This window comes from Acinetobacter sp. BZX-2 (assembly GCF_055179795.1).
Genome location: NZ_CM143686.1, coordinates 926,622 through 939,483 on the forward strand (window position 1 = coordinate 926,622; position 12,862 = coordinate 939,483).

13 protein-coding genes and 1 pseudogene are annotated in these 12,862 nt (G+C 32.5%); 2 read left to right on the forward strand and 12 right to left on the reverse strand.

The genetic code is table 11. From position 1 onward, the window contains the following. Positions 1 to 7: 7 nt before the first annotated feature. From ACY45D_RS04315 to ACY45D_RS04330, 4 genes and pseudogenes are all read right to left on the reverse strand, one after another. Positions 8 to 949, reverse strand: coding sequence for a TniB family NTP-binding protein (locus ACY45D_RS04315; protein WP_463108596.1), 942 nt, complete (start codon positions 947 to 949; stop codon positions 8 to 10). Next, positions 936 to 2,816 (reverse strand): annotated as a pseudogene (locus ACY45D_RS04320) (Mu transposase C-terminal domain-containing protein). Before ACY45D_RS04320 ends, ACY45D_RS04315 begins: the two are co-directional and overlap by 14 nt. Before the next feature lies 1 nt (position 2,817). Then, positions 2,818 to 3,522: a TnsA endonuclease N-terminal domain-containing protein gene (locus ACY45D_RS04325; protein WP_463108597.1), complete on the reverse strand. Its 705-nt coding sequence runs from the start codon at positions 3,520 to 3,522 to the stop codon at positions 2,818 to 2,820. Positions 3,523 to 3,762: 240 nt separating this feature from the next. Then, a complete protein-coding gene (locus ACY45D_RS04330) occupies positions 3,763 to 4,029 on the reverse strand; it encodes a hypothetical protein (protein ID WP_463108598.1) in 267 nt (88 codons plus the stop codon). A gap of 164 nt (positions 4,030 to 4,193) precedes the next feature. On the opposite strand from ACY45D_RS04330, the gene ACY45D_RS04335 reads away from it, so the two are divergent. Beyond that, positions 4,194 to 5,063: a hypothetical protein gene (locus ACY45D_RS04335; RefSeq protein WP_463108599.1), complete on the forward strand. Its 870-nt coding sequence runs from the start codon at positions 4,194 to 4,196 to the stop codon at positions 5,061 to 5,063. A 65-nt stretch (positions 5,064 to 5,128) separates the two neighbouring features. Here the strand turns inward: ACY45D_RS04335 and ACY45D_RS04340 are convergent, their stop codons facing one another. Beyond that, positions 5,129 to 5,371, reverse strand: coding sequence for a transposase (locus tag ACY45D_RS04340; protein ID WP_425918046.1), 243 nt, complete (start codon positions 5,369 to 5,371; stop codon positions 5,129 to 5,131). Positions 5,372 to 5,488: 117 nt separating this feature from the next. Between ACY45D_RS04340 and ACY45D_RS04345 the strand changes: the two genes are divergently transcribed. Then, on the forward strand, positions 5,489 to 5,719 hold the full coding sequence (locus ACY45D_RS04345) for a helix-turn-helix domain-containing protein (protein WP_463108600.1): 231 nt from the start codon (positions 5,489 to 5,491) through the stop codon (positions 5,717 to 5,719). A 26-nt stretch (positions 5,720 to 5,745) separates the two neighbouring features. On the opposite strand, the gene ACY45D_RS04350 is transcribed toward ACY45D_RS04345, so the two are convergent. From ACY45D_RS04350 to ACY45D_RS04380, 7 genes are all read right to left on the reverse strand, one after another. Further along, complete coding sequence (locus ACY45D_RS04350) at positions 5,746 to 6,960, reverse strand: hypothetical protein (protein ID WP_463108601.1); 1,215 nt, start codon at positions 6,958 to 6,960, stop codon at positions 5,746 to 5,748. Positions 6,961 to 6,974: 14 nt separating this feature from the next. Further along, positions 6,975 to 7,505 carry an IS630 family transposase gene (locus ACY45D_RS04355; protein ID WP_463109389.1) on the reverse strand — a complete coding sequence of 177 codons (531 nt, stop codon included), beginning with the start codon at positions 7,503 to 7,505 and terminating at the stop codon, positions 6,975 to 6,977. Beyond that, entirely contained in the window at positions 7,502 to 7,879 is a 378-nt protein-coding gene (locus tag ACY45D_RS04360; protein WP_463106851.1) for an IS630 transposase-related protein, read from the reverse strand. The genes ACY45D_RS04355 and ACY45D_RS04360 overlap by 4 nt, the downstream gene beginning before the upstream one ends. A gap of 52 nt (positions 7,880 to 7,931) precedes the next feature. Continuing rightward, positions 7,932 to 10,496: a YobI family P-loop NTPase gene (locus tag ACY45D_RS04365; protein ID WP_463108602.1), complete on the reverse strand. Its 2,565-nt coding sequence runs from the start codon at positions 10,494 to 10,496 to the stop codon at positions 7,932 to 7,934. 227 nt (positions 10,497 to 10,723) lie between these two features. Then, positions 10,724 to 12,007, reverse strand: coding sequence for a ribonucleotide-diphosphate reductase subunit beta (locus tag ACY45D_RS04370; RefSeq protein ID WP_463108603.1), 1,284 nt, complete (start codon positions 12,005 to 12,007; stop codon positions 10,724 to 10,726). A 135-nt stretch (positions 12,008 to 12,142) separates the two neighbouring features. Then, complete coding sequence (locus tag ACY45D_RS04375; protein ID WP_463108604.1) at positions 12,143 to 12,541, reverse strand: hypothetical protein; 399 nt, start codon at positions 12,539 to 12,541, stop codon at positions 12,143 to 12,145. Between the two features lie 173 nt (positions 12,542 to 12,714). After that, positions 12,715 to 12,843 carry a preprotein translocase subunit YajC gene (locus ACY45D_RS04380; protein WP_463108605.1) on the reverse strand — a complete coding sequence of 43 codons (129 nt, stop codon included), beginning with the start codon at positions 12,841 to 12,843 and terminating at the stop codon, positions 12,715 to 12,717. Positions 12,844 to 12,862: the final 19 nt, after the last annotated feature.

A 12,862-nucleotide genomic window follows, 5' to 3' on the forward strand; every position in this document is an offset into this window, starting at 1 on the left:
CTGACTATTAAATTAATGAAATGATTTGTGAAATGTTCATTTCAAATGGATTTTTATTTTGTTTGCTAATGTAGAGCGTGATGCCTAATTTCCATGAATAACTGAAATCAAGGGGAGTTATTACTTGCCTATTATCATGTAAAGCATGTGCGATACTTTCTCTAATCAGGCTCATTACGTATGAGTGATAGCCTTTTGTTGCTAGTTGAATTTGCATGCCTACAAGTTGGCTATTTAGAGGTGGTGAGAAAGTGATGTTTTGCTTATTGAGTGTTCTTGCAACTTCAGCAAGAAATGCAAACATGCTCCCGCCATTTGAAGGATCAACAGTTAATGGATTTAGGTGGTAGATGAAAGGGAATCTACGAGCAATCTGGCTATCAACTTGAAGTAGTGGGACAAACTCAGGTAAACCAACTAAACAAAAACTAATCCCTGTTCGGTTTACTAGCGTTTTAAGCCAGTTGCCTGTAGTCCGATTCATTCTTGTAGATGTTGGTTTACGCTCAAATAAATGGTGAAATTCATCTAAGAATATAAGCTTAGTTTCGCATTGTGCGAGTAAATAAATAAGCCTGCTAGTTAAGTATTCAGTAGTGCCATACCCATTTTCATAAGTAGGATCGCCAAGCTCTTTGAGCATCGTTATTGCTAATGATTTAACTGTGGCAGGCGATGGTACCTCTACATAGCATACAGGGATGATATTTTTCTTATGATCCTTCTCAATTTTTTCTGTACGAGGCATCAGACTTAAGATCGTTTTACAGAGCGTAGTTTTTCCAAGTCCTCCTTCAGCTAGAAGCATACTTCCAACAGGTTCACTAAATGAAATACTTCTTTTTACACAATCTTGTATACCTGTGAAAGCGGTGATGAATTCATTAGAAGTAATAACAATATTGTTAATAGATCGAATTTGTTCAAAACGATTCTCAAATTTTTCCATGTTTAAAAACCTCCAATGAACCAAATTGATTAATTGGTGTAGGTACATTTATTGAGGAAACAGCTTGTTCAGCAATATCCTTGTCTTTTGAGAATAGTTGTTCTTCGATCCTTTGTAGCTGCTTCGGAAGCTCAAGAGTAAGTGGTTTCAATCTTGGCTTTCGTCTCACAAGATTAGTTTGAATCTCATGCATAAGTTTATACAGATAATATAAATCGGACATCAAACCAATTTTTTGTTTATCAGATCGAGATTGGATTTTCTTTAGTTTTTGAACTTCAAGATGGGTTACTCGTGTTAATCCAAATGTATAGTCTTGATTGGTTGAATCTGCTTGAATAATTACATCTTTTTTGTCGGGATCAATGATAAAAACTTCATTTAAATTTAAATCATCTATAAGCACGGTAACTTTTTTTATGCCTTTAGTTTGTAGTGTAGTTAGAGCATGTGAAAAATAACTAATACCATCTACACGGATTTGACCATTATTAATGGCTCTTTCAATAGGCCTACGGCATAAAATTTTTGCATCTATATCTGTAAGAAAACTCGGTCGTATATCTTCAATGGCATCTTGCCACATGATGATAGGTGAACGTCCTGTCGTGTGATGGATAGATCGGTGATAAACCTCATGAATCCAAGTATCTATATATTGTTTTAATTGTTCTAAAGTTAATTGTGCAATTTTACTTGAATTATATTCACCTCTATTCGTTGGATTAGAAAAAGTTGTACCCGGTAGTTTTTGAATAATCCCATGTGTGAGCGTACTAAAAAAACGTTCAATATGAGGTTTGTTATTAGGTGTACCTACTTGGGAAGGAGTCAAAGTAATTTTCAGCTGTTCACATACTCGCTCGAGAGCATTGTTTTTAAACTCCACTCCATTATCTGGAATGACGATACTTGGGATTCCTCCTGGTAACTTTTGGTTTGGCCGAGTAATCATATCTTTGATGACTTCTAATGTAGTTGCAGCACTAGGGGGGTACATATTGATATAAGTTCCAACAATGGCTCTAGAGTAGATATCAATTGCACATGCGAAAAATGGTCGACCTAAGGCAAGTTTCGTCTTCGGATCAATCACGATTAGATCTAAATAGTGTGTATCAATTTCGACCATATAAAGAGCGAATGGACTAATGATACTTTTGCCAGCAGCTTGAAATTTTTTCTTCGCTATCCGGGACCCTTTTTTCATTTTAAATTCAATATAAGGATCTAATTTTTTGATATGTCGCTGGATACTACGAAGTGTTGGTAACTGTTCTAATGGGATGCCTTGCTCCATGAATCAACCAAGCATATAGGCAAGTACATCTTTACCACTTCTGTATTCAGGCTTTAAATAAACTTCATTAATTGCTTGATTTAGAATTTGATAAATTTCAGGAGAGAATCGTAAACTACGATTACCTGAATATTTATTTTGTAAGCACATTTTATTCTGAGAAGAATTTCTATATTTATTGATCCATCTTGCCACAGTACGGCACGAAGGTGGGTTAAGATCATTAATGTTGGAAGCTATCTGGGGGATTAATTCGGAAAGCAGATTAATACTAGTAGGGTGCTCCAATAGTTGTAATGCATTGACAACATAGCGCTCTTTGCGATGAAGTTCTGAACTATATTTTGGGTTGATTATGAGTTTCTCAGGTGCAAATACACATAAAATTTCACCTAATTTATAGCGACTTTCGAATTCGTTGGGTGTTATTGAAAATGACTTTCCACCAGCTATAGCAGCATATCGAATAGCATTATAAGTTATAGATCCGATTTCAAAAACATAGTCGGGATGTGCTTTAAAATAAAAACGAAAACCAGATTGAGGTATAAAAAGAGAGTTTTCCATATTAATAGACCTTTCGACTATTCATATTTTCTAAGCGGAGTTTAATTTTTTTATGAAAAAATAAATAATCAGCTAGTTCTTGTTTAAGACCTATTGATTCAAGTGTTTTGTAGACTTGCTGTGAGGTATCAAATTTTTTGAAATTTAAGTGACGTAAGGCGTAATTGATTTCGAGGGTGTTCCAATTGAATCTATGTCCTCTTTGATACCAGTAAAGTAGCTGCGAAATTTCTGATTCACTTGGTAAGTCTATGTGATCTATTAGCCTAAAAGTAATATCTATTGAGCGGAGTAGATCAGAAAGTATTGCAAAGCGGTTTAAGTCATCGGTTGATAATGATGCTATGGATGGTTTGACTTCATGAACTTCATAAGCACCTTCTTTGGTTTGAACCAAGAAATCTGGAAAACAATACTGTTCATTGGCTAGTAAGATTTTTAATGCTTGTGAGCGATAATTTAAGATGTTGGGATCTTGCTCTAATGAGATTGCATGAGCGAGTTCAAGTCTGCTTTCTAAGGGTATTGCTCCGCAACACTTTTGACTAGGGAATAGGGAAGTTCGACGACCAAAAGCACCTTGATAGATTTTACGTTGCCCATGAAGTGTAGCTGCTACATTTGCTGTTGATTCAAAGGCAATCCTGATCTGTTCAAGGATATTTATTTGAATATCAGTTTTTGAAAAAACTGTTTTATAAGACATATCTGTTTATCCAGAAGTAATCCTATTCTCAATAGATATTTGAGAATGAGTTAATCTGTACTATTACGATTGAATAGCACTTACTTGACTGGTGACGATATAGAGAAGATACTATGATTCTCAGGTCTTTATATGCTTCTATATAAAGTCACAAACGGATCCTTTTAGGGTCCGTTTTTTATTGATTTTTGATTTAATTTTTCATGATGGCTCCATAATAATTTTTTGAAAAATGAAAATTTAGTGGTTATGGTTCTGATCTAAAGATGAGTTTCTTTGGTTTGCTAGCCATGTAGCAACATCTTTTACTAACGCATATTTTCCACGACGATTTGGGAAAGTGAAAATAGGAATAGGAACAGTTTTACGTGTTAATGCTTGACGAAAAGCATCTGTGGTTTTGTAACCTAAAGCAATTCTTAAAGCATCATCAGCTATTAGTGGGCCGTAACGGTCAAATAGCTCTTTTTCTATTGTTGTTGCATCAAGCATTAAATGTTTTTGCATAGGGTGTCTTGTATTGTCCTGTCACAACAGAAGCATATATCTTTTAAAAAAAGTTGTGTAGAAAGTAAAAACAGCTCAATCTTTTACTCTATACAAATTTCTAATTTATTGTTTTTAAATTATAAATAACTATAACTAGGATTTTTTTTGAGATTGACTAAAAAATGAAAAATACAAAAATGGAAAAAAGAAGTGAGTTGGATATCGTTCGAGTTTCATTATGGTATTGGTATATCAGGGTCAATTTATCTAAAAATTCAGATTATCAAATTGAAAAAGTAATTGAGCCAGATGCTTTTAATAAAAATAAGCATGGTGATGCTTATCATAATAATAAATGGCGAGGTTATCGCTTAGGTAAACATACTCCAAGTCCTATACTTATAGGCCAAGCAGAATCTCATGTACAAGGCAGCTCTATGCTTCTTAAACATACTCTTTGGCAAGTCATGAATAACTCCATCAGTATTGAATCGCTGTTAAGTGATGAGCTTAGAAATCTATCGTGGGAAGTCCAACGTATTCTTTATAAAGCTAACAAATATGATTCTGGGAGTGCATTAGTTACACACCTATCTAAAAGAAAATTACGCCAGCTAGAGTGTTTAGCTGGATTGGATGCATTGGCAGCACAGATAATTTTTTTTAAATTAGCTGTTAAAAGGGAAGAGGATACTTCTGCAATAAGTCAGTCTATTTATAGGACTCTACTTATTATCTGTACTGAACTTCCATTCTTTAATTATCGTGAACACTTTATTTCATTAGTTAATTCAAATGTTTTCTCTTTGGTTACCTCAACAAAGAAAGTATTGGGTAAAAATTTTGTGGATAGTTTTTCGAAAAATGTCAGAATTTTGATAAACCTATTGTTATCAATGGAAGATAAGGGGAAAGTAGGTATTACAAGAAAGGAAAATGTAAGAGCATTATCAGATTTATTGCATGAGAAGCAGGTTATAAGTCTGTTTGACGGGGCTAATATTTTGACAATAGATGCTATATGGGATGCTTCGAATGCAAATTATCTTTGAAATTTACATTCGAGATTTTTAACGAGAGCTATTGAATCGTGAAATGAATAGGTGCATTAAAAGCTCTACCTTTCTAGACGCTTAGATAATTTTTCTTCCGCATACATCTGCTTTAGAGCTAAATTTTCCTGTTCTAACATATTCAGTCGAGTAAAAATCTGTTCATCGATATCTAAATAGCTAGCTTTCCAACGGTAGAAAGTAGCGACACTTATTTTATACTCTTGGCACAGTTGTTCGACAGTTGCGCCTGCTAAATTCTTTTTAACAATACTGTTGATTTGAGCTACAGAAAATTTTTGCTTCACAGTGAATTCCTAAACTATCGTTCAATCATTATCCAAAAGAAAAATTTCAGTAAACAGATAGGGTTAAGTTGAAATATCCTATTTTGGGATATTTTTAATTGTAACTGATATTGAGCCATGCGCTCAATACACGATCCTAGGTATCAAGACCTAATTAAGAAACTTATAGCACTTCGTGAGTTCAAAAATGTGACTCAGGTTGAGCTTGCTCGTCGTTTGGAAAAGCCGCAGTCTTATGTATCTAAGGTAGAAATATTGGAAAGAAGACTTGATGTGATTGAGCTAATGGATTGGTTGGATGCAATTAATGAGAAGTTACCAAATTTTATAAATAGCTATCTTATATAAGAAAAATATTTATAAGATAGCTATATTTATTTTAAGTAAAAGAAGATTTTATCTTCAGCAAACTTATATTTTTTTATTTCTTTTTTATGAATATATCCTGTCATTTCTAACTCAATAGTTAATTTATCATGCTGTTGAGTGAAATTTAGTTTTTGGCGATTAGGAGTAGATATCTCCTTGTAGGGAGTACCAAGCGAATTTAAATATTTAGTAATGCTGATTTTATCTAAATATCTGATTTGTGATATAAATAAATCTATTTTTTTTGACAATGAAATTGAGTTTTCAAAATAATAATCGATATATTCAATAGGTATTTTTACTGATAATTGATTATAGATATTAATTATTAGTAATCTAATATTTTCTGATTTTGAGAAAAGGTCAATGTTTAGTTTATCTACTATTGCCTTTTTAAATTGTGTAGTGAATTTATTGGATGCTAGAATTAACTCGAACTCATCATTTGTTAGTTCTAACTCAGTAGGCACTTTCTCTAATAAATGATTTGTATTTTGAGATAAAAACTCTACTAAAACTTCATTTGATTTCTTTCTTATACTTTCAAGGTTTGTATCGGTGAAAGATAAAATTTTCTTTTGACACAGAATTAGCGTTTTTTCATTAGATAGTTTAGATATGTCTAGATTCTTGTAGCTGTACTTATGTGCTTGTATGATGGAATTATAAGCATTTAAATTAAGTTTTTCAGATTTTAGTAAGCTTGATTCGAATTTTTTTCCAAGATCATCATCATTTTTTGCAGAGGTAGAGTCAAATATTTTTATCTTTCCTAGGTTTTTATAGACTTCTGGTGAGTTTAAATAGCTGATAAGGGTACTATCTATGCCAAATTCTTTATGAGTGAAATATATAATTAAGGAATTCCAATTAGGTATTATTCTCATATTTTTAATTAGAAGTTCCCATAATATTTTTTCTGTTATTTCGTTAAGATCATAAATTTGCACTTCATTGTTTTCAATTAACCATTCTTTATGAGAATTATCTAAATCTTCATTATTAATTAATTTGATGAAATTATCTGAGTTTTCACTTAGATTTTCAGACGATGAAATATACACCTCTTCGAAGAAATGATTGATTGATTGGTCAACCTGAGCTTTCAAGTAGTCTGGCGCAAAGTCTTGTAAAACACCATAAGGTTTTGAAGCAAAAATATTTTGGATTTCATCATTTTTTTGAACTTCATTATTTATAAATATAATTTGTATAGCCACATGTAAATTAAAGGCTACATTTCTTTAAATCCAATATCTAAAGCCTCAGAGATAGAAATACTCTGCTGACTTACAATATTTCTGACTTTCCTTTTTAGTACAGACCATGCTTGTTCAATTGGATTTAAATCAGGGCTATATGCAGGAAGATAGGCAATTCGTACATTATACGCTTCCGCAAGCTGTACTATCTCTTTGCCTTTATGAATAGAAGCATTGTCTAGAATCAAAAGATACTTTGACCTAGGTAAATTTTGAAATAAATAATCAAGCCATCCTGTGAATAACTTTCTGTCACATGAACCTTGAAAAACTATTGGTGACAAAAAACTGTATGGGGAATTTGATCTCACGGCACTGAGCATACTTATTCTTTTTCCATGACCACCTGATTTTAAATCTTGACAACGTTTCCCTTTAAATGACCAGCCATATTCTGCTGTCTCAGCACTGTTTATTCCAGATTCATCTACATACAGAATATTTTCCTGACCATATTCACTTTCCCATTGAGGGAGAATCCATTGAAATACCGTTCTGCTTATTTTGCAGGCTTGTCTGTAGAGGAAACTCTTTTTTTATGAGTCCAACCTAATTTATGAAGTGCAGCAAGCACGACATCATAAGTAATCGCATATCCAAACTGAATTTCAAATAAGGCAACTAAGTCTTTTGCCTGTGAAAACTTTGTATTTTCCACGAATACTTTGAATGCCTGCCAATCCTTAATGGATGATGGTCTACCAACATTGACAAGTTTAGGCTGAGCCAGTTGTCCAGTCTGCTGTTCAAGTAGAATCCAGTCATCCAATGTTGTTCGGGCGATGTTGAAAGTCGTGCAGGTATTTGATTTATGGTTGCTCTTTGTGTAGAACTCCATGACTTTCTGACGTAAGTCTTCTGAATATATTTTTGGCATGTAAAAACAGTTTAAAAGAATTTATCTATTGTAGCTCAAAAATATCTTTTTTCTATAATATCATTTTTTCATTAAATTCAAAATATTCATTTCTACATATTTCATTAAATATACTTACATTATTTTGGTTATTACAATCCAAATACTCGAATACTGGTTTAATCAGCTGTAGAAAGTTAAGAATTTCTTGCTCAGTACTATAGGTATCTTTGATGTATTCGATAAAATTACTTTTAGAAGACAGATAGTTTTTTAGAATGTCATCTTTGTTAAGTAAAGAAATATTTTCTTTTTCTAAATTTTTTAATATCAGTAGAAGATAACTTTCGACTTTTTCATCTGTCATTGACGTATGTATATGCTCAAAAATATTCTGCCAGCTTTTAACTATTTGATTAATGAATATGGATAAATTTTCTCCTCTATCTATATAATCAAAAACAAACTGAATAGAACGATCATCTTGATTTGATAATAATTTGAATAAATTATTATAATGATCATTAAACTTATCATGGTTCTCAAGTATAAAATCCACTAAATTAAAATTGAGAATGCTTGTATGTAAAAACTGTCTAGGTGTTAAATATTTTTCTAATATTTTTTCTATATTAATTAAAGCTACATCAAATTCTGAATTGATATGCTCTATTACACGATGTGCATAATCTCTTTCATTAATATTAATTACACTATCAATAAAGAATGAAATATAGTCAGGATATTGTTCATCTATGTAGCCTTCTCTGATTAAAAACTGTAGTAAAGGAGGATGCTTTTTTGAGTCAAATGGTTCTTTAATATCTTCAGCTATAAGTATTTCACTTAATGTACTTTGAGTGAGCTGATTTTTAGTGTTAATTAAGTTTTGCTTTTGTTGTAATATTTTTTTTCGATTTATTTCTAATTTATCAGTTACTCTAGTTTCTCTATCTAAATATGTGAGATTACTATGAATGATTGCTTCAATAGTTTTAAATGAAAATTTAATATCTTCAGTATTGCTTATACTTATGCTGGCATAACCGATATAAGTAGTTGACTCTTCAATTTTAGCTTTCCATTCAATATTATTGGATTCAGTTAATTTATAAAAATTTTCATCTATGGTTAGTTGATTGTAATCAATATGTTGACTATCTACATAAAGTTGTATTGATGTTGAAGCAGTCTGCATATATTGACGATTATGTACGTGTGTAATAACTGGAAATCTTTTAAAAATCTCATAAATATATATCTTTCGTAACTCTTCTACAGTTTGTTGTTTTTCTAATTCAGATGCGCGAATTTTATCCTCAAGATTATTTAATTCTTGATTAATTGACACTAGTAATTCAGAAATTATATTCTTTTTACGAATATTAAAAATTTCATATATTTCTCCTTTATTCGAATGTAGATTTGCAAATTCGGCAGGGTAGTAGTTTTTATGAATTATTAAAGCTAATAATTTGTTTTTATTTAAATTTGGGTTGTTAAGTTTCTTTACATAGAGTTTAAATTCATTAAAAATATTTGTTACAAGTCTCATATCATCAAAATAAAGTGAGACTTGATGTAGGAAAACATCTTCTATTTCATCGTGTAGTTGAATATCACTTTCTTTGTTAATATAGTTTTTTCGAATCAAATCATAAGCATTTGTAGGGTTTATGACAGGAATAATTGGGATGATAAAATCGAAAAACTTAGATCGATCTTTATCTTTGAACATGTTATCTCTAATAGCATATAAAAATACTATAGGATGGTTTACTTGCTTTGAATTGTTGATAAGGGTATTGAGCTCTCTTAGTCGAATAAAAATTTCAGAGTTTTCAAAGCGGTCTAGATCTTCAATTACGATTACATCGAAATCTGTTCTTTCAAAGAAGTATAAAATTTCATCTAAGTGTTTGTTTAGTATGGACTCTACTGTGTCATTATTTAATGTGATTTCGGTATCTTGAAACTTTAATTTAAGTTCTTTAAGCTTTTCAATATATTTTATTCCAGTGAATAATCCAACTATGCAATACAATAAGAATAATAATGAGATAGTTTTTTGAGCTAGTTGGTCTGAACTAGACAATATACTAAACTTATCAAAAAGAACGCTTTCTGGAAAAAATATAAATAGTGTTAGAAAAGCCCATAGGAAAATAAAAAGTGTATTAGCAATTAGCTCTCTAGGTTGAACAGTTACTATTCGCTTTAGTCGGGAGCGAGGTAATGTTTTTTGATCTACAGAATAAAAGAGTTGTTGTAATATACTTTTTTCTATAGCTTCGATTTCAATTTCTTTATTATTGCCTTCAATTTCTAAATGATCTTTGAATGTTGCTAGCGATATATTTAAGTATTTCCATTGTGGATTATTTTTTTGGAAAGTTTGTAACACGCTACTCTTGCCTGAACCATATGGTCCAGTTACAGCAATGTTGTTGGTTTTCTTCTGTGATAATGCAAATTTTAGCATATCAGAATAAGCATTATCTTCATCTGCATTAGTAATTGGTGTCAATGATAAATATTGATGTGTAGAGGATATTTGAGGAGCTGAATAAATTTCTTGAATTTTGGCATAAGTTATTTTTATTTCATTCCAAATTTTTTGAATTTTATCTTTTGACATTTAAATAGTCTCGTCCCTAATACTTATTGAATTTTACTATTATTTTAGCCTTTTCATTGCTATAACATCTATGTGTAATATAAATATTTAATTAAAGACTAAATCGCATCTTTTAAAAAACCGCCATGAATGGCGGTTTTTTATCAATGACAACTTATGTGTCGCGCAATGACATTTTATGTGTCGCAAATGACAACTTATGTGTCGCGTGACGACGTTTTAAAGACTTACCAGCTTAAAGCGCCGCCAGTTTGATAGTCTGTTACACGTGTTTCGAAGAAATTCTTCTCTTTACGTAAGTCCATCATTTCAGACATCCATTGGAATGGATTGTTTACACCAGCAAACTGCTCAGGTAAACCTAACTGAGCTAAACGACGGTTACAGATGAATTTTAAATATTCTTCCATCATTGCAGCATTCATACCCAATACACCACGTGGCATAGTGTCACGCGCATATTCGATCTCAAGCATTGTTCCTTCAAGAATCATTTGAATGATTTCTTCTTGGAATTCAGCAGTCCACAAACTTGGGTTTTCGATCTTGATTTGGTTAATCATATCGATACCAAAATTCAAGTGCATGGATTCATCACGTAAAATGTATTGGAATTGCTCAGCAACACCATTCATTTTATTACGACGTCCCATAGACAAGATCTGACTGAAACCACAATAGAAGAAGATCCCTTCAAGAACACAATAGAAAGCGATCAAGTTACGAAGTAAGATTTGATCGTTTTCAGGCGTACCTGTTTTGAAAGTAGGATCACTTAAAGACTGTGTATATTTCAAGCCCCAAGCTGCTTTACGCGCAACCGATGGAACTTCACGATACATATTGAAGACTTCGCCTTCATCCATACCTAAAGATTCGATACAGTATTGGTAAGCATGTGTATGAATCGCTTCTTCAAATGCTTGACGCAAAATGTATTGGCGACATTCAGGGTTGGTAATATGACGGTAAATTGCCAATACTAAGTTATTGGCTACCAATGAGTCAGCAGTTGAGAAGAAACCTAAAGAACGCATAACAATGGTACGCTCATCTTCAGTTAAGCCATTTTCAGACTTCCAAAGTGCAATGTCATGGTTCATGTTGACTTCTTGTGGCATCCAGTGGTTTGCACATCCGTCTAGGTACTTTTGCCAAGCCCACTCGTATTTAAATGGTACAAGTTGGTTTAAGTCCGCACGACAGTTGATCATCGCTTTATCATCAACTTGTACACGTTGCGCACCCATTTCAAGCTCTTCTAAGCCTGGTGCAACATCTAAGCTTTCTAAGGCGTGAGATGCTCTTGCCAACGAATCGGTTGGATTTGTTGCTCGACTTGCACTGGTTCCAGCGGGTTGTGCAGCTGCCAAATTCTGCGATGGCTGCTTTGCATTAGATACCACCTGCGAATCAATCGCTTTTTTCTGTTCGACGGGCGCAGGCTGGTGAGCTTGTGCAGCTTGTTTCGGTTCATCATCTTCGAAATCGTCCCAACTTAGGATAGACATACGAATTCTCTCACTTTTATTTAAATTCTAAGAACCTATAAAAGTCACGGAATTCAAAATGCATAGTGTAAACCTCTAACATCATAAAGCATAGAATGATTTTTTGAGGAGAAGGAGAACAAAAGTTCTCCTTAATTACGCATTTCGATCTTGCCAAGCTATTGAAATAACAAAAATTCCTAAAAAACAAAATAAAATAGGAATGAATGGGATTTCATAGTTAAACAAGGTGGAAATTCCTTTGCTTAAACATAGGAAACCAATCAGTAATATTAGCCAATCTAATGATAGTGACTTTGATATAATTTGTCGTAAGCAATTTATTAACATCAAAGTACCAGCAGTAGTAAATAATGTTCCAGCCGGAAGATTAAATAAATAAGCTAAACCACCTATCAAAATAAAAAGTCCGAGCGATATTCGTTCGAATAAATTATTTTGAGAGTTATTTGGTTGCGAATTGTTGCTCGAAGAATAGCCTGAGTTTGAAATTTCAGGCAAATTCTCCATATTTTCTAGATGATTACCATTCATAGGTAAATCTCCTCTTATAAGGTTTACTGATTTGACCTTGTTTGACGGCATCTAGAAACTAGTTCACAATCGCAACTAATCTTTCTATGAAGAAGATGCCTTTCGAAAATTGGTCTTGATTGATTTTCGAAATCCCAAAAGAGCTTCTGTTCCCGCAGAAGTTCTTTTTTTTGTCATTTGTTTTTACGCTTTTGCTGCTTACGGATTGCAAAGAATGCATAGACCGCAGGCACGTAAAAAATTAAAAAGGCTAAGATCAGTGCGATTACGCCTAACTCGTAGTTATGACTTAAATTGAACATTTCTTTGCCTCTTTGAAAA